At 68.2% G+C, this 17,145-nt stretch carries 23 protein-coding genes; 5 read left to right on the top strand and 18 right to left on the bottom strand.

The genetic code is table 11. The annotated features are described in order from the left end of the window. Positions 1-8: 8 nt before the first annotated feature. The 8 genes from Q0309_RS01015 to Q0309_RS00980 all read right to left on the bottom strand — a co-directional run bounded on the left by Q0309_RS01015 (position 9) and on the right by Q0309_RS00980 (position 6,992). Positions 9-314, bottom strand: a complete 306-nt coding sequence (locus Q0309_RS01015; protein ID WP_299436408.1) for a BMC domain-containing protein — start codon at positions 312-314, stop codon at positions 9-11. Positions 315-330: 16 nt separating this feature from the next. Then, positions 331-588, bottom strand: a complete 258-nt coding sequence (locus Q0309_RS01010) for a carboxysome peptide B (RefSeq protein ID WP_299436405.1) — start codon at positions 586-588, stop codon at positions 331-333. Further along, a complete protein-coding gene (locus Q0309_RS01005; RefSeq protein ID WP_299436403.1) occupies positions 588-842 on the bottom strand; it encodes a carboxysome peptide A in 255 nt (84 codons plus the stop codon). The genes Q0309_RS01010 and Q0309_RS01005 overlap by 1 nt, the downstream gene beginning before the upstream one ends. Next, positions 839-2,383 (bottom strand): carboxysome shell carbonic anhydrase, encoded by a 1,545-nt coding sequence (locus Q0309_RS01000; protein WP_299436400.1) that lies wholly within the window; start codon positions 2,381-2,383, stop codon positions 839-841. Before Q0309_RS01000 ends, Q0309_RS01005 begins: the two co-directional genes overlap by 4 nt. A 16-nt stretch (positions 2,384-2,399) precedes the next feature. Then, positions 2,400-4,367: a CsoS2 family carboxysome shell protein gene (locus Q0309_RS00995; RefSeq protein ID WP_299436397.1), complete on the bottom strand. Its 1,968-nt coding sequence runs from the start codon at positions 4,365-4,367 to the stop codon at positions 2,400-2,402. A gap of 63 nt (positions 4,368-4,430) precedes the next feature. Continuing rightward, positions 4,431-4,778, bottom strand: coding sequence for a ribulose bisphosphate carboxylase small subunit (locus tag Q0309_RS00990; protein WP_366940539.1), 348 nt, complete (start codon positions 4,776-4,778; stop codon positions 4,431-4,433). A gap of 67 nt (positions 4,779-4,845) precedes the next feature. Next, positions 4,846-6,261 (bottom strand): form I ribulose bisphosphate carboxylase large subunit, encoded by a 1,416-nt coding sequence (locus tag Q0309_RS00985; RefSeq protein WP_299436391.1) that lies wholly within the window; start codon positions 6,259-6,261, stop codon positions 4,846-4,848. A 344-nt stretch (positions 6,262-6,605) separates the two neighbouring features. Next, positions 6,606-6,992, bottom strand: a complete 387-nt coding sequence (locus Q0309_RS00980) for a transcriptional repressor (RefSeq protein ID WP_299436388.1) — start codon at positions 6,990-6,992, stop codon at positions 6,606-6,608. Between the two features lie 144 nt (positions 6,993-7,136). Between Q0309_RS00980 and Q0309_RS00975 the strand changes: the two genes are divergently transcribed. From Q0309_RS00975 to Q0309_RS00965, 3 genes are read left to right on the top strand one after another with little or no spacing between them, the layout of a single operon-like run. Then, positions 7,137-8,132 carry a zinc ABC transporter substrate-binding protein gene (locus Q0309_RS00975; protein ID WP_299436385.1) on the top strand — a complete coding sequence of 332 codons (996 nt, stop codon included), beginning with the start codon at positions 7,137-7,139 and terminating at the stop codon, positions 8,130-8,132. 19 nt (positions 8,133-8,151) lie between these two features. After that, positions 8,152-8,943: an ABC transporter ATP-binding protein gene (locus Q0309_RS00970; RefSeq protein ID WP_299436382.1), complete on the top strand. Its 792-nt coding sequence runs from the start codon at positions 8,152-8,154 to the stop codon at positions 8,941-8,943. Continuing rightward, a complete protein-coding gene (locus Q0309_RS00965) occupies positions 8,936-9,787 on the top strand; it encodes a metal ABC transporter permease (RefSeq protein WP_299436379.1) in 852 nt (283 codons plus the stop codon). The genes Q0309_RS00970 and Q0309_RS00965 overlap by 8 nt, the downstream gene beginning before the upstream one ends. Before the next feature lie 731 nt (positions 9,788-10,518). Here Q0309_RS00965 and rpmA read toward each other — a convergent pair. The 3 genes from rpmA to Q0309_RS00950 all read right to left on the bottom strand — a co-directional run bounded on the left by rpmA (position 10,519) and on the right by Q0309_RS00950 (position 12,138). Further along, a complete protein-coding gene (rpmA, locus tag Q0309_RS00960) occupies positions 10,519-10,800 on the bottom strand; it encodes a 50S ribosomal protein L27 (protein ID WP_299436376.1) in 282 nt (93 codons plus the stop codon). Between the two features lie 60 nt (positions 10,801-10,860). Next, positions 10,861-11,160 carry a 50S ribosomal protein L21 gene (gene rplU / locus Q0309_RS00955; RefSeq protein ID WP_299436372.1) on the bottom strand — a complete coding sequence of 100 codons (300 nt, stop codon included), beginning with the start codon at positions 11,158-11,160 and terminating at the stop codon, positions 10,861-10,863. Positions 11,161-11,292: 132 nt separating this feature from the next. Continuing rightward, a complete protein-coding gene (locus Q0309_RS00950; RefSeq protein WP_299436369.1) occupies positions 11,293-12,138 on the bottom strand; it encodes a MoxR family ATPase in 846 nt (281 codons plus the stop codon). 168 nt (positions 12,139-12,306) lie between these two features. On the opposite strand from Q0309_RS00950, the gene Q0309_RS00945 reads away from it, so the two are divergent. Beyond that, the gene (locus Q0309_RS00945; protein WP_299436366.1) at positions 12,307-12,585 is read left to right on the top strand and encodes a type II toxin-antitoxin system RelE/ParE family toxin; all 279 of its coding nucleotides are present in this window, start codon (positions 12,307-12,309) and stop codon (positions 12,583-12,585) included. Then, the gene (locus Q0309_RS00940) at positions 12,557-12,877 is read left to right on the top strand and encodes a HigA family addiction module antitoxin (RefSeq protein ID WP_299436363.1); all 321 of its coding nucleotides are present in this window, start codon (positions 12,557-12,559) and stop codon (positions 12,875-12,877) included. Before Q0309_RS00945 ends, Q0309_RS00940 begins: the two co-directional genes overlap by 29 nt. A gap of 13 nt (positions 12,878-12,890) precedes the next feature. On the opposite strand, the gene Q0309_RS00935 is transcribed toward Q0309_RS00940, so the two are convergent. The 7 genes from Q0309_RS00935 to Q0309_RS00905 all read right to left on the bottom strand — a co-directional run bounded on the left by Q0309_RS00935 (position 12,891) and on the right by Q0309_RS00905 (position 16,981). Beyond that, on the bottom strand, positions 12,891-13,334 hold the full coding sequence (locus tag Q0309_RS00935; protein ID WP_299436360.1) for a hypothetical protein: 444 nt from the start codon (positions 13,332-13,334) through the stop codon (positions 12,891-12,893). Between the two features lie 205 nt (positions 13,335-13,539). After that, on the bottom strand, positions 13,540-13,863 hold the full coding sequence (locus Q0309_RS00930) for a type II toxin-antitoxin system RelE/ParE family toxin (protein WP_299436357.1): 324 nt from the start codon (positions 13,861-13,863) through the stop codon (positions 13,540-13,542). A 10-nt stretch (positions 13,864-13,873) separates the two neighbouring features. Next, positions 13,874-14,149, bottom strand: coding sequence for a type II toxin-antitoxin system prevent-host-death family antitoxin (locus Q0309_RS00925; protein WP_299436354.1), 276 nt, complete (start codon positions 14,147-14,149; stop codon positions 13,874-13,876). Positions 14,150-14,213: 64 nt separating this feature from the next. Next, positions 14,214-14,471: a hypothetical protein gene (locus Q0309_RS00920; protein WP_366940537.1), complete on the bottom strand. Its 258-nt coding sequence runs from the start codon at positions 14,469-14,471 to the stop codon at positions 14,214-14,216. 584 nt (positions 14,472-15,055) lie between these two features. Further along, on the bottom strand, positions 15,056-15,403 hold the full coding sequence (locus Q0309_RS00915; protein ID WP_299436351.1) for a hypothetical protein: 348 nt from the start codon (positions 15,401-15,403) through the stop codon (positions 15,056-15,058). Between the two features lie 190 nt (positions 15,404-15,593). After that, the gene (locus Q0309_RS00910) at positions 15,594-16,445 is read right to left on the bottom strand and encodes a fructosamine kinase family protein (protein ID WP_299436348.1); all 852 of its coding nucleotides are present in this window, start codon (positions 16,443-16,445) and stop codon (positions 15,594-15,596) included. 50 nt (positions 16,446-16,495) lie between these two features. After that, the gene (locus Q0309_RS00905) at positions 16,496-16,981 is read right to left on the bottom strand and encodes a low molecular weight protein-tyrosine-phosphatase (RefSeq protein ID WP_299436345.1); all 486 of its coding nucleotides are present in this window, start codon (positions 16,979-16,981) and stop codon (positions 16,496-16,498) included. Positions 16,982-17,145 lie beyond the last annotated feature (164 nt).

Here is a 17,145-nt window from a genome sequence, read left to right as displayed (position 1 = left end):
GGTTTGGATCACTTCGCGCCGGCGGTATTGCCGGACAGCACCGGCTCCACCTCGCGGTGCGGACGGGCGATGATGTGCGCCGCCACCAAGCCGTCGCCGACGCGCTCGCAGGCGTCGGCGCCGGCGCGCACGGCGGCGTTCACGGCGCCGGTCTCGCCGCGCACCATGACGGTGACATAGCCGCCGCCGACGAAATCGCGGCTGACGAGGCGCACCTCGGCGGCCTTGGTCATGGCGTCGGCCGCCTCGATGGCCGGCACGAGGCCCCGGGTCTCGATCATGCCGAGGGCGATTCCATAGGTATCCTGAGCCATTGTCCTTGGTCCTTCTTCAGGGGGCGTCGTCATCGGTCCAGTCGTCGATGATCCCGCCGACGGCGAGGTCGGTCTGCAGTTTCGGGTCGCCGACGGCGTAGCGCGCCGCCGACCCGGATACGGTGAACACCCACGATCCCGGGCTGGCCCCGACGGTGTCGGTCGCCACCGCCAGGCCGCCGGCCCCGTCGCGCAACAGCCGCAGGTCGGTGGTCCCCAGCCCGGGTACGCGGCGGGTACAGACCAGGGCGCCGGTCACACGCATGATGTCCATCAGGCGGTTTCCTCCGGCTGCCAGTGGTCGATGATGCCGACGATCGTCAGGTCGCTCGGGAACTCCTTGCTGCCGGCGGCGTCGCGGGCCGCCGAGCTGCCGACGCAGATCACCCAGTCGCCCGGGGTGCAGCCCACGGCATCCACAGCCACGGCGCGGGAGCGGCCATCGCGCACGACCTGCAGGTGACGGTGCTCCAGGCCGCTGATGCGGTGGGTGGCGACCAAGGGCTTCTCGACCTGATAGATCTTCATGCCGCCATCCCCGCGCCGATGAGGTCGTGAACCGTGCCGCCGTCCACCTCGATGCGGGCGCCCGGGGCGGCGCAGTCGCGCACCATGCGAGCGGTGTGCAGGCGGCCGGCGGCGATCAAATCCGGGAATCGCGCGTGCACCGCCGCCTCGACCCGCCGCGCGCGGGCGATGGCGCGGTCACGCGCGCCGGGCACCGTGCCGTGGTAGTCGAAGCGGATCACCGCCGGCACCGGCAGGCCGCGCGGCCCGTTCAGGCCGCCCAGCACCTTCACGCCGACGTCGACGCAGCCGGCGCCCTCCTCGACGGTGTGCAGATAGGCGAAGTAGGTCAGGTTGCGCAGTTGAATCTCCTCGAAGCCGATGCCCAGGCCCATGAAGCGCTCGGCGTGGCCGATGTCGGCGTAGCGTCCACCGTGGTGGGCGGCGACGAGGTCGATCTGCGACAGGTTGCCGACCAGCAGGCGGGCGCAGAAGCGCACCATGCCGTCCTCGGGCAGTGTCGCGCCCTGGGCGGTCAGGCGGGCGCGGATCCATTGCTCGGCGGCGGACTGGGCATCGCCATGAACCGATCCCGCCTGGCGGGTGTCGGCAAAAAGGTCGCGGGCGTCCAGCGCCCGGTCCGGGTCGATGGCGCCGGCGCGGTCGGGGATGTGCAGGCGGATGGCGTCGCTGTCCGTGTCCACGCCGATCAGCAGCAGGTCGATGGAGGCGCCGCAGCAGAAGCCGGCCTCGATGGCTTGGCGGAAGTCGCGCAGCCGTGCCAGCCCCGCGGCGGCGGCGGCGGCCGTGTCGCCCTTGTGCGCGGCGCAGCCCTGGCCCGCCGGGTCGGACTCGCTGGTGTGGTAGACCACGACCTTGAGGTAGCGCGTCGGCCGGTGGGCCGGGGTCGGCAGGCCCTCGCGGTAGCGGTGCATTTCCACCTCGACCCACTTCCGCACGCTGTCCTCGATATCGAACAGGGCGCCCGCGTGCGACCGGCGGCGCACGCCGCCGTGCGGCAGGCGCAACACCTGACTGATGACGTGGGCCAGCCGCCCGTCGGCGCAGGGCGAGATGTCCACGGTGTGAAAGCCGCAGTCGTGCAGGAACGCCGTGAACGCCGGATCGGCGCGGCCGTTCAGGGGGTCCTCGGCGAAAAAGCGGTCGGCGACGATCCGCGCGGTCTCGAACACCGTCCAGGCGTACAGGCCACGGACGTCCAGCCCGTTCACCCGGGCCCGGTCCAGCAACGGGGCCGGCCATTCGATGCCGAGTTCGGTTCGGGCGATGTCCCGGGCGACCGTCGTGAAATCCAGCCGGCCGCGCGCGGCGCCCGCCTTTCGGATCGTCGGCTCGATGCGGTCAAAGGCGTCCTTGACCGTTTTGTCATAGGCGAACAGGCGGGCGTTTTCCGCGTCGTTGGTCAGCGGATGCCGGCTGGCGGCGGTGGCCGGCGCAGGCGCCAGCGCGGACGCCGCCGGCCTTGACGGCGGCCGGGCCAGGGGCGGCCCGGGCGAGGCCCAGAGCAACGAGCGCTGTTGTCTGCCTGTGCGCGGGGTCATGTCACACACGCCTTCCTTATCCGCGCGCGCCGCCGGAGACCGTCACGCGGGCCCCCCGTTCGGTGTTACCGCTGCTGCCGGTGACCAGGAACTCGGACGCACGCGGAGTCTGGCGCGGCGCGGGATCGGGCGTGGCGGGCGTCGGTGTCGGTGTCGGCATCGCCGTGCCGCGCCAGCTCGGGTTGCGACCGCTGGACGAGTGGCCCTCGGTGCCGGTCACCCGGTCACCCCGGTTCCAGTCGTCGCCGGTGATGCGGGTGCCGCCGTCCAGTCCCTCACCGGTGATTCGCGAGCGGGTGGGTTCGGTCGGCCCGGCGGCGGGCGCCGGAGAGTCCGTACCGGTCGCGGCGGGCGGCGCTTGAGGCGCTGGCGGCGCGGCGAATTCGATGGAGACGGGGGCGGACACGGGGGCGGACACGGGGGCGGACACGGGGGCGGACACGGGGGCGGACACGGCCTCGACCGGCTTGCGGAAGGCCATGGCCATGGCCGGCGTCGGCCCGGCGGCACGCGCGCGGGTGGGTTCGCTGCTCCGATCCTCGGTGCCGGTGACCTTGCCCGCGCCCCGGCTGAAGGTGCCGGAAATACGGCTGCTTTCCCCGCGCGTCCCGGTCACGCCGGACCGAGGCGCGGCGGCAGGGAGAATGGAGGATGGTGGCGGCGGTGTCGCACAGGCCGCGGCGGTCTGGGCGGCCCCCACGTACGGCGTGCCGGTGACGGTCTCGCACGCCCCCTTGGCCGCCCCGGTCACCTGGGTCGGGCCGGGTTGCAGGCCGGTGATGTCTCTGCCGGATCCGGCCGGACGCGCCGGCCTGTCGGCGATCGCGGCTGAGTCGCCGCCGCCATAGGGCGTGCCGGTCAGGGCGCGCGCGGCGCCGGCCTCGGTGCCGGTCACCCGGGCGCCGTTGGTCATGCGTGGGCCGCTCACGGTCTGACCGCGTTCGGTGCGGGTCAGGCCGGTCACGATGGGTTGAGGAGCCGGCGCGGTCTCGCAGACGGCGGCGAAGTGCTCACCGCCCAGGTATTCGTCGCCGGTGACGGCGCGGCAGCGGCCGGCCTCGGCCCCGGTCACGGACGCGGTTCCGGTCACGCTGGTGCTGGTGCCGGTCACGGCGCCACCCCGCAGGGTGCGCATGTCTCCCACCTTGCGCGGCGCGCGCGGGGGCTCGCCCTGACAGAACCGATCAAACACCTCGCCCGACATATAGCGCGTGCCGGTGATGTCGCGGCACAGACCGGTTTCTGAGCCGGTCTCGCGCCCGCCGGGACCGACCTGGGTTCCGGACGTGGCGTCGGAGGCGGCAGGGTTCGGGCGGCGGCGGCCGGTCGGCGGGCTCTTGGCGGCGCCGGAGCGGCCGTTGCGGGCGCGGTCCTCGCGCACGGCCTTTGACAGATCGCGTCCACTGATGTCGGGATTGAGCTGGCGCGCGACCTGGGCACAGGCGCCCCCGCCGCGATGGGTCTCGGTGCCCTTCTTGCCCGCGCTGCTGATGGCGCGGCGCCGCGCCTGAGCCAGCATCCGCCCCGGGCTGAGGCTGGGCGCCTTGGCCGGGCTCGCCGCGCGCGTCGCGGAGCCTGCCCGGGCAGGGGGAGAGGCAGGGGCAGAGGCCGGCGCCGGCGCCTGTTCAGGCGCATCGTGCGCGGCGGCCGACAGGTCGGGCGCCGGCTTGGGCGCCGGCTTGGGCGCGGGCGCGACCCCCGGTCCCTGAGCCGGCGCGTCCGACCGGGTGCGTTCCGGGCGGGCGATCGCGGCCTTGCCGGCGCCGGCCAAGGCCTCTCGCCGCGCCTTGGATGCCATCCGCGCGCCGCCGTCGTCCCGTACTGGAGCCGGCCGTGATGGAGCCGGCGCGAGCTGGGACGGAGTCGACGGGGACCGCGACGGCGCGGCGACGGTGTCGCCGGCGCGCAAGGCGGACTTGCCCTGGATCTGGGCCTCGCGCCGCGCGCGCGCGGCGGCGCGGCCATTTTGCTCGGGGCTGGCCATGGTCGGCTCTCTCGGGCTGCTCAGGAGACGGGGCGACGGTCGAGACGAATGGGGTGGCCGGAGCTACCAGCCGCGCCCCCGGAACACGACGAACGCCGCGCCCTGGCACTGGGTGTAGTTGTCGTAGCCGACCAGGCGGACGTGGTGGCCCGGATAGGCCTGCCGGCAGGCCTCGCACTCCGCCAGCACGGCGTTGACGTCGGTCTCGCCGAAGAACGGCAGTTTCCACATCGGCCAGTAGTGGCCCGACGCACGGGCGGGCTCCTCGTGCTCAACGGCCGGGGTCCAGCCCTGGGCGATGATGTAGGCGGCCTGCTCGACGATCTCCTCGCGGGTCAGCGGCGGCAGGAAGGCAAAGGTCTCAAGAGACGCTTGCGTCTCGTAGTCCTTCATGGCCGAAGGGGCGTGCATGGTCATGGTTTCGGGCTCCGTCACGAATGGGGCATGGGATCGAACCGGGGCGGAGGCGGCATCCGCCTCAGGCGGCGTCCAGCTTGTCCACGGTCTCGAACTCGAACTTGATTTCCTTCCAGGTCTCCATGGCCATGCCCAACTCGGGGCTGTGACGGGCCGCCTCGGTCAGGATCTCGCGGCTTTCGCGCTCCAGGTCGCGGCCCTGGTTGCGGGCCTTGACGCAGGCCTCCAGCGCCACGCGGTTGGCGGCGGCGCCGGCGGCGTTGCCCCACGGGTGCCCCTGTGTGCCGCCGCCGAACTGGAAGACGGAGTCGTCGCCGAAGATCGTCAGCAGGGACGGCATGTGCCAGACATGGATGCCACCCGAGGCGACGGCGAAGACGCCCGGCATCGAGCCCCAATCCTGATCGAAGAAGATGCCGCGCCGGCGATCCTCGGGAATGAAGGACTCGCGCAGCAGGTCCACATAGCCAAGGGTGGAGGCGCGATCGCCCTCCAGCTTGCCGACCACGGTGCCGGTGTGCAGGTGGTCGCCGCCGGACAGGCGCAGACACTTGGCCAGCACGCGGAAGTGGATACCGTGCTTGGGATGGCGGTCGATCACGGCGTGCATGGCGCGGTGGATGTGCAGCAACATGCCGTTGCGGCGGCACCACTTGGCCAGCGACGTGTTGGCGGAGAAGCCGGCGGTCAAAAAGTCGTGCATGATGATCGGCTGGCCCAGTTCCTTGGCGAACTCGGCGCGCTGGATCATCTGCTCGCAGTCGGGGGCGGTGACGTTCAGGTAGTGACCCTTGCGCTCGCCCGTCTCCTCCTGGGCCTTGCGCACGGCCTCGGCGACGAATTCGAAGCGGTTCTCCCAGCGCATGAACGGCTGGCTGTTGACGTTCTCGTCATCCTTGGTGAAGTCCAGGCCGCCGCGCAGGCACTCATAGACCGCGCGGCCGTAGTTCTTGGCCGACAGACCCAGCTTGGGCTTGATGGTGCAGCCCAGAAGTGGACGGCCGTATTTGTTCAGTTTGTCGCGCTCCACCTGGATGCCGCTGGGCGGCCCCATGCAGGTCTTGACGTAGGCCAGCGGGAAGCGAATGTCCTCCAGGCGCAGGTGCTTGACCGCCTTGAAGCCGAACACGTTGCCGACCAGCGAGGTCAGCACGTTGACGACGGAGCCTTCCTCGAACAGGTCGATGGGGTAGGCGACGAAGGCGTAGAAGCTCTCCTGGTCGCCGGGCACGTCCTCAATCGCGTAGGCGCGGCCCTTGTAGTACTCCATGTCGGTCAGAAGTTCCGACCACACGGTGCTCCAGGTGCCGGTGGAGGATTCGGCGGCCACGGCGGCGGCGGCCTCTTCGCGGGGAACACCCGCCTGCGGGGTGATCTTGAAGCAGGCAAGCAGGTCGGTGTCGAGCGGAACATAGTCCGGAGTCCAGTATGTCTCGCGGTACTCTTTGACTCCGGCATCGTATTTCTTCGCTGACATTGAAGGGCTCCTGTCGGTGGGTGGGCGCCGATTCTTGGGCCACCCTAGCCGCGCCGATGGAGTTCATCAATTCGACTGTTTCTATGCATCCCATAGATCAAGGGTGATGGATGACGCGCCGCGAGGGGTATGGGACACCGTGGAGGCACGTCGCATTCGGACCCCTTTAGCCTTCGCAAGACACCAGGAACTCCTCCAGACCGGCGTGCAGGCGGTGGAGGGGGTGTGCGCGCGCGTGGCGCGGGAGAGTGAAACACCCACAGCGGACGAAGGCGCCAACCGGCCGGCGGTCCGGCCAAACGGCCGGTTGTTCGAGGTGCCCACGATTCAACCGGCCTGATGTTTTAGCGGCACCGCGCGCAGGTGCCATGGATCTCGATCGCCATTCGACTGACGGTGAAACCGTGTTCGGAGGCGCGGCGGAAAAGATGGTCGCCGATGTCAGCGTCGGCGAACTCATGGGCGCCGCCACATGAGTCGCAGATTTCGAACACCGGTACGCTGTCGTTCGAATGGGCATGGGCGCAGGCCACGTAGGCACTCGTGCTTTCGAGCTTGTGGGCCAGGCCGTCGGCAATCAGCCGGTTCAAGGCCCGGTAGACGGTTGGCGGCGCGGAGATACCCACGGGTCGCAACAAGTCGATCAACTCATAGGCTGTCACGGGCCGGCCGGCCTTCTTCAGGGCGTCGAACACAACGACGTGGTTCGGGGCCAGGCGCCGATTCTTCATGCGATCCATCCTCCGCCTGCCATTGAACGCAGAAACCCGTATCGTATATTATACGCTACGCATTTGGCCACATCGGACTCCACACGGCACACAGTGGCCACACTCGTCGGCGTGCGCCGTTCAGGCAACAAGGAACCATTCGCCATGACGTTCCGCTCCGTCCACCGCGGTCTCCTCCCCGCGATCCTTGCCCTGGGCCTCATGTCCCCCGCGTTCGCGGATGATACTGGACACACCGACAGCCCGAAGGCAGGGCCGATTCCGGTGATGGTCTCGATCATCCCACAGCAGTGGCTGGTGGACTCCATCGGCGGTGACCACGTGACCACGACCGTGATGGTCGAGCCTGGTGCCTCGCCGGCAACGTACGAGCCGAAACCGAGCCAGATGCGGGCCGTGAGCGAGTCCGAGGTCTATTTCACCATCGGTGTGCCGTTCGAAAACGCGTGGATGCCACGCATCCACGATGCGGCCCCGGACATGCGGGTGATCGACATGGCCGAACGGGTCAAGCGGAGGACCATGGACGGCGGCTACGGTTCGCACGAAGAGCAAGAGCACGAACACGAGCATGACGCTCATGCGGATGAAGAACACCATGACGAACACCATGACGAGGCCGCCGGGCACGACGGTCACGACCATTCGGCGGGCGCGCCCGATCCCCATGTCTGGGTGTCTCCTCTCCTGATGCGGACCATGGCGTCGACCGTGTTCGAGGCGCTGCGTGACCAGCGCCCCGGCTTGGCGGAGGAGTTCCGCCGCAACTACGCGACCACCGTCGCCACCATCAATGCGGTCGACGCCGACGTGGCGAAGGACCTGGCGTCCGTCCCGGAGCGGACGTTCATGGTCTATCACCCCGCCTGGGGCTATTTCGCCGATGCCTATGGTCTTCACCAGATGGCCATCGAAATGGGCGGCAATGAGCCCAGCCCGCAGGACATGCACAAGATCATCGACGCCGCGCGGGCGCATGATATCAAGGTGATCTTTGTCCAGTCCCAGTTCTCGCAGCGCTCGGCCCAGGCCATCGCCGAGGATTTGGGGGGCAAGGTTCGCCCGCTGGATCCGCTGGCCTATGACTGGCCGGAGAACACGCGGTCGATCGGCGCCGCCTTCGCCGAAACCCTGCGCTGATCCCGGGAGACCGCGCGAAATGCCATCGGTGATCGCCTTCGAGGACGTCAGCTTCCGATATGACGGCACCTGGGCTGTCGAGGATGCCTCGTTCGCAGTGGCCGAGGGCGCGTTCGTCGCCGTGCTCGGCCCCAACGGCGGCGGCAAGACGACCCTGGCCAAGCTGATCACCGGGCTGCTGCGGCCGACGACGGGCCGGGTTCGGGTGTTCGGGGATGATCCGGCCCGGAGCGCGCGACGCATCGGCTATGTCCCGCAGGCGGCCACCATTTCCCCCGCGTTTCCCATTACGGCCGGAGACCTGGTGGCCCTGGGTCTGGACGGCGGCGAGGGACCCGGCTCGTGGATCGGATTTGGGCGCCGGCGGAACACCCGCGAGGCGGTGCGAACGGCGCTGGCTTCGGTCGAGATGGCGGCCTTCGCCGATCGGCCGATCGGCGCCCTGTCCGGCGGCCAGCGGCAGCGGGTGCTGATCGCGCGCGCCCTTGTCGCGGCACCTGACATCCTGGTGCTGGACGAACCGACCGCCAGCATCGACCCGGCCGGGAGGTCCTGCATCGTCGAACTCCTGGAGCGACTGGCGGCCGACCGCACGGTGATCCTCATCTCGCACGATCTGGCGACGGCCGTACCACAGGCAACGGCGGTGGCCTGCGTCAACCGTCAGGTCCTCTACAATCCGGACCCCATTCTGACCGAGCCGATGCTGACCCTGGTCTATGGGGTCCATCGGCCCGACTGTCCGATGGGAACCTTCGTCCATGACATGGCCCGCGTTCTGCCGGTGAGGGGGGAGCGCGCCCATGCTTGAGGCCCTGGCCTATCCCTTCATGCAGAAGGCGCTCCTGTCCGTCGTTCTGATCAGCATCGCCTGTGGGGTCGTTGGGTCGCTGGTGGTGGTCAACCGCATGACCTTTCTCGCCGGCGGCGTCGCCCACGCCGGATACGGCGGCGTCGGGCTGGCGTTTTTCGCCGGCTGGCCGGTGATGATCACGGCCACCCTGTTCGCGATGGGTGCCGCGGTGCTGGCCGCGCTGGTGACCCTGCGGGAACGCGAGCGCATGGATGTCGCCGTCGGCCTGTTGTGGGCCGGCGGCATGGCGTTCGGGGTTCTGCTGCTGGATCTGACGCCCGGCTACAACGTTGATCTGATGAGCTATCTGTTCGGGTCGATCCTGGCGGTCGGCAGCGATGTCTTGCGGACGATGGCGGTCAGTGTCGGTGTGCTGGTGGGGATCGTTGTCGTATTCTATCGACCGCTCCTGGCGGTGTCGGTCGACCGCGAATTCGCCCGCGCGCGCGGACTCCCCGTGGCGGCCGTGCATGTCCTGCTGGTGGCGTCCGTCGCTCTCGCCGTGATGACCGCCGTGCCGGCCATCGGCCTGATTCTCGTCATCGCCCTGCTGACGATCCCGGCCTATCTGGCGGAGATGACGGCGCGCTCCCTGGCGATGCTGATGGTGACCGCCGTCCTCTGGGCGCTGGCGTTCTGCCTGGCCGGTCTGGCGCTGGCCTATGCCTTCGACCTGACGTCGGGGGCCGTCATTGTCGCGTCGGCCGTCGTTACCCTGGCCGTTGCCGAGGGGGTGCGGTTCATCGTGCGCCGCGCCCGGCGCGGTCTGGCCGGGCGCCTGTCGTCCGCGACCGGTCCTTAACGTGGACCTGACTCACTCTGCGTGCAGGACACCTCCGTTTTCCGGAGAGCTGGTCGGGAAATTTGGACAGGGCGGTAAGTGATGCTTGGCCCATTTTTTGTCTGGATGAATGCACGGGCCGGCGCGTGCCTCCCCCCGGCTTGGGGATATCCACCCCCTTGACCGGGTGCGGGCGATACGTGCCGCCAGCCGGGCCTCGTCGAAGAGGTCCAGTTGTCGTGGTCGGTCTGGCTGCTGCCACCTGTCCATCGAAAGGGACCGTCCTGTTCCTTGACGTCCGAATTCAGCCCTTCGTCCGGCGGACCGGACGACTATGGCCTCTGCTGATTTCTCCCGCCCCGTCGGGGGCCATCGCTGACCCCCTGCTCCGGATCGCCCGGAGAGAGCGGGAGACCTCCCAGGGTAAGACACGACCCTTTCCCCTGGTCGCCGCCGGGTTAACCTGCGCGCGTGTCCGGGTGATCCTCGGGCGTCCCGGTCCATTGCGGGGTTGCCCCACCGCGCCGGCCTCGTATCCGGTTTCTGTTCGTCGGCTCCAGGTTTCGCCTCCGGCTTCCTCCCCACCCCGCCTCGCGACGACGCAGTTGCCTTCGGCTCGTGGTTCCCATCACCAAGGCCCACAGAGGACTTTCACCTCCAAGGTTCGTGCCATGCCTGGCACACAAAAGAGGGGGAACGGCCGGACCATTCCCCCTCTCGATTTTGGATGATGTCCGCGGGTGACGGGCGTCCTACTCCGCCGCCTCGGCGGTCGGCGCCTGGGCCGGCTCGACACAGACGAAGGTGCGCCGCTTGAAGCCCTTGCGGAACGCCACGTGACCGTCGGTCAGCGCGAACAGGGTGTGATCCTTGCCGATGCCCACGTTGTCGCCCGGGTGCCACTTGGTGCCGCGCTGGCGCACGATGATGTTGCCGGCGAGCACGACCTCGCCGCCGAACTTCTTGACGCCAAGGCGGCGTCCTTCTGAGTCACGGCCGTTGCGGGACGACCCGCCTGCCTTCTTGTGAGCCATGATGCTCTCCGTTACTTGCTTGCCGCGCCGGGCCGGCCAAGGCCAACACTGGAAAAATCTCTACCCGGTGATGTCGGTGATCCGCACCCGGGTCAGGGTCTGACGGTGCCCCTTCTTGCGACGATGGTTTTGGCGCCGCTGCTTCTTGAACACGATCACCTTCTTGTCCCTGAACGTGCGTTCCACGGTGGCGGACACGCTCGCCCCGGCCACGGTGGGCGTCCCGACCCTGTCGCCGACCATCAACACGTCGTCAAAGGTCACGCTGGTGCCCTCGTCGGCCTCCAGTTTCTCGACGTTGATCACATCATCCTTGGCGACCTTGTACTGCTTGCCGCCAGTCTTGATCACAGCGAACATGGTGTCTCTCGCACGGACAGGAAGGAAAGTGAGGGCAAAACCGGTCCGGGCGGCACCGCGTTGGCGCCGCCTCGGAAGCGCGACACTCTACGCGCGCCGCCCCCGGAGTCAAGAGGGTTTTGCCCGCGCACCCTACCGCCGTTCCCGCTTGGCCACGAACGCCAAGCGCTGCAGCATGTGCACGTCCTGTTCGTTCTTCAACAGCGCGCCATGCAGCGGCGGCAGGACCTGCTTGACGTCGCCGGAGCGCAAGGCCTCGGGCGAGATGTCATCGGCCATCAGCAGCTTGATCCAGTCCAGCAGTTCGCTGGTCGAGGGCTTTTTCTTCAGCCCGGGCACCTCGCGCACGTTGTAGAACATGGCCAGCGCATCGCGCACCAGGTTGGCTTTGATGTCCGGGAAGTGGACGGCGATGATCTCCTGCATCGTCTCGGGGTCGGGGAACTTGATGTAGTGGAAGAAGCAGCGGCGCAGGAAGGCGTCCGGCAGTTCTTTTTCGTTGTTCGACGTGATGATCACCACGGGCCGGGTCACCGCGCGCACGGTCTCGCCGGTCTCGTGCACGTGGAACTCCATGCGGTCGAGTTCCAGCAGCAGGTCGTTGGGGAACTCAATGTCCGCCTTGTCGATCTCGTCGATCAACAGCACCGCGCCGCCCTCGTGCGTGAAGGCATCCCACATGCGGCCGCGCTTGATGTAGTTGCGGATGTCGTGCACCCGCTCGTCGCCGAGCTGGGAGTCGCGCAGGCGCGAGACCGCGTCGTATTCATACAGGCCGTGCTGGGCCTTGGTGGTGGACTTGATGTGCCACGGGATGAGCGGCAGGCCGAGGGAGTCGGCCACTTCCTGGGCCAGCACGGTCTTGCCGGTGCCGGGCTCGCCCTTGACCAGAAGCGGGCGTTGCAGGGTGACGGCGGCGTTAACGGCCACCGCCAGGTCCTCGGTGGCGACATAGGTCTTGGTGCCGGTGAACTTCATCGCGCGGGTGTCCTTGCGTGCGGGGGGCCGTGCGGGGGCCGTGCGGGGCCGTATGCGTTGGCCCGAAGGTAGCGACGCGGCGGCGGGGGTTCAACGGCGGCAGACACGCCGGCGGTATCACCCTAATAATCTGCTTGACGGATACCGAATCCTGGATACCCTTTAGGCATGATCAAATCCGCCGCCGACAAGCGCACCGCGCGGTTCCTATCCGGCCAGTCCGTGAGGGAGTTTCGCGCCTTCGAACGGCAAGCGCAGCGACGGATGAACATTCTCAACGAAGCAAGCAGCCTTGAGGATTTAATGCGATTGCCGTCGAATCGTTTCGAGGCGCTTCGCGGGGACCGGCAAGGCCAATACAGCATCCGCATCAATGAGCAATGGCGGATCTGTTTCCGGTTCGAGGAAGGTGAGGCCCATGACGTCGAAATCGTCGATTACCATTGAAAAGATCCGCCTGCCGGCGATCCATCCCGGGGAGATCCTGGCCGATGAACTGGAGACCCTTGGCGTTTCGGTGGCCGCGATGGCCCGCGCCATCGACGTTCCTCAAAGCCGCATGGCGGATGTCGTCAACGGCAAACGCGCGGTGACGGCGGACACGGCCTTGCGTTTGGCGTGTTACTTCGGCACCTCGGCGCGGTTCTGGCTCAACCTCCAGACCGCCTACGATCTGGCGGTCACCGAAGCGGACGCCGGCGATCGCATCGCGGCGGTGGTGCGCCCTCACGCGGCGTGAGCGATATATCACGTCAGGCACCGATCAGGCGATAGGTCCCGGCCTCGTCGTCCCAGGCCAACCGGTTCCGATGAGCTTCGAGCCAGTCCCGTAAGGCCTGCTCGGTCTCGGATCCGCGGATCCACGTCGCGGTGTTCTTCAGGGCATCCGGCCACGGCAGGACGGCGGCCAGCACCACGAACGGCGCGACCAAACAATACCCGGCGCCGTGGTCCAGTTTTATGGGCGCTGTGGGAAGTTCATCCAGGATTTCGTTGGCCGCGTCGATGTGTCCAGCGAGGAGGTCCAGGGCGGCGATGAGGATGCGTGAAAGGGGATCGAGATCAGGGTCGGCCCGCCAGCGTTCGGCGATCTGTTTCGCATAGGCGCGATAGGCGGCGAAAATGTCATCGCCCGGTTCGGGGGCGAACCCCTGCGCGCCCGGCCCCACCGGCGCGACGCAGGAGAGAATCCGCAAGCGGTTCGTCCCGAGACGGTCGGCATCAACCACCCCGGAGTCATGCCCCGGTCCGGCCTCCCGCGCCGAGACGTTTGGTGACCGCGACGAAGAGTTCCTCACGGCGTCGTCATCCCACCCGCTCCACATACCGGCGCCGCAGGTCGGCCTTGAACATGCCGTCCTCAGGGCAGCCGAGAAGCGTACAACCAGATGGCCCCATTGGTCACCGCTCCGGGGGAAGGCGCCGCGCCAGTACCGTGGCGATGTCCCGCCGCCCAACCAAGACGCAGTAGGCCGTGACCACATCGCCGGTCAGCCGATAGATGATGCGGTACGGCTTGTCGTGCAGTTCGCGAAACTCCGGGCGCCCGATATCAGCCAGCACGCGCACGACATTCCCCCGTTGCGGGAATTCCGAGATAGACACGCACAGTCGTTCCAGATCATCGACTATGGAGTGGGCACGCGCCGCGCCATCCTGGGACCTGATGTATCGCCCAATCGCCAGGATATCGGCTTTGGCGGAGAGGGTCAGGCGCACACGCATCACCAACGCATCAAGAACTCGCTATCCGCCGACGGATGTCCGCGAAGGCCGTATCCAGGGGCTCCGTCTCGCCCGCTTCGATCTCCCGATCGATCACCGCGACAAGCTGGGTCAGGGCCAAGGCCTCCTGCGTTTCCCGATAGCTGGCAACATCCTGGATCACGACCGCCGGTTCTCCGTTCTCGGTGAGAACGAGGGGCGTGCAGGTGGATGCGACGGTTCGGGCAAGGTTCGCCGCGACCTCACCCATGGCATCAATCGGTCGGATAGAGTCCCTGGTGGGCATGTCGGACTCCTGTAGGGGTTTGACGCCCATTGTGAACGTTCGTGCGAGCGAGAGGAAGAAGAGATCACCCCACCCCCTCCACATACCGGCGCCGCAGGTGGGCCTTGAACACGCCGGCGTCGAGCGGCTTGCCGGTGGCGCGCTCCAGCATCTCGGCGGCGGTGACGGATGAGCCCAGCGCGCGGCCCACCGGCTGGTCGCGCCACGCTGGCGGCAGGCCCTTTTCGTAGAGCGCGTGGCCGGTCTCGTGCAGCACGGCCATGATGGCGCCGGCGGCGTCGGACTCGTCGTAGCGCGTGGTGATGCGCACGTCGTCGGGCACGCCGCCGCAGAAGGGATGCAGGCCTTCGTCCAGGCGGCCGCGCCCGAAACGAATCCCACCGCCTGCATCAGCCGTTCGGCGAGCGCCTTTTGGCGGGCGGGGGGGGGACGGTCCCTTGGGCGGGGTCGGCGCCGGCCCCTGGGCGGCCAGGGAGGCGACAAAATCAAAGCCTCAGCATCATCGGCGCGCCGGTGATACCGAGTCTTTGTTTTTTCGCCGCAGCGCCCCTTCGGGGCGCGCGGCTCCGCGGCTTCGCCGCGCCGGCGCAGTCGCGCCGGCCGTCCGACGAATGAAGTCAGTTCATTCGTCGGACGGTATCATTCCGATCGTCGCCCGGTATAACGAGGCCCCACTTCGGTCGGCCGGTATTTTGGATCACCCACGGCACCGGGCGGCAGAGCCAAGGCCGGGCTCTGGAAACAGGCCCGGACGGAACCGACTCGGCAGTCGGGGCGACCGGCGCGCGGTTCCCCCATAAAAAGGGCAAAGCAACCCGGGGCACTCACTGAACCGTGAGGCCCCGGATTGCTTCGTCATATCCCCTTCGCCGGTCCTCTTCGCCAGGACGGCGAAACAGGCGATGCTTACTGGCGGCGGCACCAGACCGTCACGGAACAGGCGGTCACTTCGCCCGAGTCGTGGCAATTGCAGTCCGACTTGGTGTAGATGCGATCGAAGCGACAAGCCTGCGGCGCGTAGGCCATGGCGCCGGCGCACGCGGCGTCTTCATCGGCGCCGGTGCCGTGCACGGTAACCGGCGGGATCGGACGCGGCTCGCCCGATGTACCCGACGGATACCACTGGACCATGGTCATGGCGGACGTGTCGTCCTGGATCATGTCGAGGGCCGCCGGACCGGCGGTGGCCGGCGCCTGAGCGAGAACGAACGCAGCGCCCAAGGCGGCGGTGGCAAAAAAGGCGTTTTTCAGCATGGTGAGACGTGCCTCCACGAATTTCCCCAAGGTCGGGTCAACCGTAACCGACCGCAAAAAATCATACACATCGGGGCCAGAGAAACCAAAGAAAATATGGCTTTAGGCCATCGGTCGCGATAACCGACCACGGACGGCCGCAGCCGGCCTGATCCCGCGCCCACACCAGACCCGGTGGGACCGGTCGCAGTCAAAATCCCATGCGGCGCAAGGTGCGGTCAACACCGCCCAGATAGCCGGCGCCGAACAGCCGCACGTGCACGAGCAGCGGATACAGGTTGTAGAGGTCAAGCCGCGTTTCGAAAAAGCCCGGCTGGATCGGCCTCAGCTCGTGATAGCGGTTGAAGAACACGTCGTTGAAGGTGCCGAACAGGGTGCTGAAGGCCAACTCGATCTCGGGGTGGCCCCAATAGATGGCCGGGTCGATCAGCCCGGACAGGCGCCCATGGTGGGCCAACACGTTGCCGGTCCACAGGTCGCCGTGCAGCAGGCTCGGCTGGTCCGGTTCGTCCAGAAACGCGTCCAGTTGGGCGGCCAGCGCCTCCAGCCGGCGGAGGTAGGCGGGCGGCAGGCGGCCGGCCCGCGCGGCCTCGCCGGCCATGTACAGCAGGCGGTGGTCGCGGAAGAACGGGATCCACCGATCCGTGGTCGGATTCGGCTGGTGCAAGCCGCCGATCACCGTGTCGTACTCGAAGCCGAACGCCGGGCCGGCATTGTCGTGCAGGGCGGCGATCACATGGGCCGCGTGGTCCTGCACCTTGGGGCCGAGTCCGTCCCCGGAGTCGACCCAGGTCATCAGCAGCAGGTGGTCGTCGGCGTGCAGCACCGATGGCACCGGCGCGCCGTGGGCCTCCAGATGGCGCAACATGCGGCCCTCCAGCGCCAGGCCGCTGCCGGGGCCGCCCACCTTGGCCACCAGGTCGCGGCCGTCGGCGGCGGAGATGCGATAAACCTCGCCGATGCAGCCGCCCGACAGGGGGCGGCTGGCGGTGACCCGGGTGCCGGTGGCCTGTTCGATCAGCGTGCGGGCGGGCTCGCGCATGGCGTCTCTCCACGCGGGGACGGGGGAGGAACGGCGACCAGCGCGGCCGGTCAGGCCACGTCCGGGCGGGCGCGGACGTGGTCGAGCAACCCCTCGGCCGCGTCCTCCAGCATGTCCAGCACCCGCTCGAATCCATCGCCGCCGCCGTAGTAGGGGTCGGGGACATCGGCGAGGGCGTTCGGCCGCCGGGAAAAGTCGCTCATCATGACCACGCGGGCGCGGGCGTCGTCGTCCGGGGCCATCCGCAGCAAGGCCTTGTGGTGGCCGCGATCCATGGCCACCAGAAGGTCGAAGCGGTCGAAATCGTCTGGATGGACGCGGCGCGCGAGCTGCCCGTCAAGGCTGTAGCCGCGTCGCTGCGCCGCGTCGGCCGCGCGCGGGTCGGGCGGCTCGCCGACGTGGAACGCGGTTGTGCCCGCGGAGTCAATGCGCACGGCCCCATCCAGGCCGGCGGCATGGACCTTGTGTCGGAACACCGCCTCGGCGGTGGGCGAGCGGCAAATGTTGCCGGTGCAGACAAACACGATGGCGACCATGGGCGCTCTTTCCTCGGGACACTCGAGCAGATCGTGATCAATCTGAGTCACCTCGTGCTTCAGATTGATCACGTGAATCTGCTCTATATCAAATATTTAGGGCGGATTCCAGTAACCGGGGCAAAAGTCCGGGCGGTCAGGCCTGGCAGCGCGCCGCGACCAGG

Origin of the sequence: uncultured Rhodospira sp., assembly GCF_937138205.1 — a bacterium.
Taxonomy (GTDB): Bacteria; Pseudomonadota; Alphaproteobacteria; order Rhodospirillales; family Rhodospirillaceae; genus Rhodospira.
Note: the sequence above shows the minus strand (reverse complement) of the source record. Positions and strands in the feature narration are given on the sequence as shown.

Bases quoted from the DNA above. Each gene is read 5' to 3' on its own strand.
- Q0309_RS00940 (WP_299436363.1), top strand. From the start codon at position 12,557: ATGACGTCGAAATCGTCGATTACCATTGAAAAGATCCGCCTGCCGGCG.
- Q0309_RS00950 (WP_299436369.1), bottom strand. From the start codon at position 12,138: ATGAAGTTCACCGGCACCAAGACCTATGTCGCCACCGAGGACCTGGCG.
- Q0309_RS01010 (WP_299436405.1), bottom strand. From the start codon at position 588: ATGGACATCATGCGTGTGACCGGCGCCCTGGTCTGTACCCGCCGCGTA.
- Q0309_RS01000 (WP_299436400.1), bottom strand. From the start codon at position 2,383: ATGACCCCGCGCACAGGCAGACAACAGCGCTCGTTGCTCTGGGCCTCG.
- Q0309_RS00970 (WP_299436382.1), top strand. From the start codon at position 8,152: ATGCCATCGGTGATCGCCTTCGAGGACGTCAGCTTCCGATATGACGGC.
- Q0309_RS00905 (WP_299436345.1), bottom strand. From the start codon at position 16,981: ATGGTCGCCATCGTGTTTGTCTGCACCGGCAACATTTGCCGCTCGCCC.
- Q0309_RS00945 (WP_299436366.1), top strand. From the start codon at position 12,307: ATGATCAAATCCGCCGCCGACAAGCGCACCGCGCGGTTCCTATCCGGC.
- Q0309_RS00910 (WP_299436348.1), bottom strand. From the start codon at position 16,445: ATGCGCGAGCCCGCCCGCACGCTGATCGAACAGGCCACCGGCACCCGG.
- Q0309_RS00995 (WP_299436397.1), bottom strand. From the start codon at position 4,367: ATGGCCAGCCCCGAGCAAAATGGCCGCGCCGCCGCGCGCGCGCGGCGC.
- Q0309_RS00985 (WP_299436391.1), bottom strand. From the start codon at position 6,261: ATGTCAGCGAAGAAATACGATGCCGGAGTCAAAGAGTACCGCGAGACA.
- Q0309_RS01015 (WP_299436408.1), bottom strand. From the start codon at position 314: ATGGCTCAGGATACCTATGGAATCGCCCTCGGCATGATCGAGACCCGG.
- Q0309_RS00925 (WP_299436354.1), bottom strand. From the start codon at position 14,149: ATGCCCACCAGGGACTCTATCCGACCGATTGATGCCATGGGTGAGGTC.
- Q0309_RS00930 (WP_299436357.1), bottom strand. From the start codon at position 13,863: ATGCGTGTGCGCCTGACCCTCTCCGCCAAAGCCGATATCCTGGCGATT.
- Q0309_RS00915 (WP_299436351.1), bottom strand. From the start codon at position 15,403: ATGCTGAAAAACGCCTTTTTTGCCACCGCCGCCTTGGGCGCTGCGTTC.
- Q0309_RS00990 (WP_366940539.1), bottom strand. From the start codon at position 4,778: ATGCACGCCCCTTCGGCCATGAAGGACTACGAGACGCAAGCGTCTCTT.
- Q0309_RS00975 (WP_299436385.1), top strand. From the start codon at position 7,137: ATGACGTTCCGCTCCGTCCACCGCGGTCTCCTCCCCGCGATCCTTGCC.
- rplU (WP_299436372.1), bottom strand. From the start codon at position 11,160: ATGTTCGCTGTGATCAAGACTGGCGGCAAGCAGTACAAGGTCGCCAAG.
- Q0309_RS01005 (WP_299436403.1), bottom strand. From the start codon at position 842: ATGAAGATCTATCAGGTCGAGAAGCCCTTGGTCGCCACCCACCGCATC.
- Q0309_RS00965 (WP_299436379.1), top strand. From the start codon at position 8,936: ATGCTTGAGGCCCTGGCCTATCCCTTCATGCAGAAGGCGCTCCTGTCC.
- rpmA (WP_299436376.1), bottom strand. From the start codon at position 10,800: ATGGCTCACAAGAAGGCAGGCGGGTCGTCCCGCAACGGCCGTGACTCA.
- Q0309_RS00980 (WP_299436388.1), bottom strand. From the start codon at position 6,992: ATGAAGAATCGGCGCCTGGCCCCGAACCACGTCGTTGTGTTCGACGCC.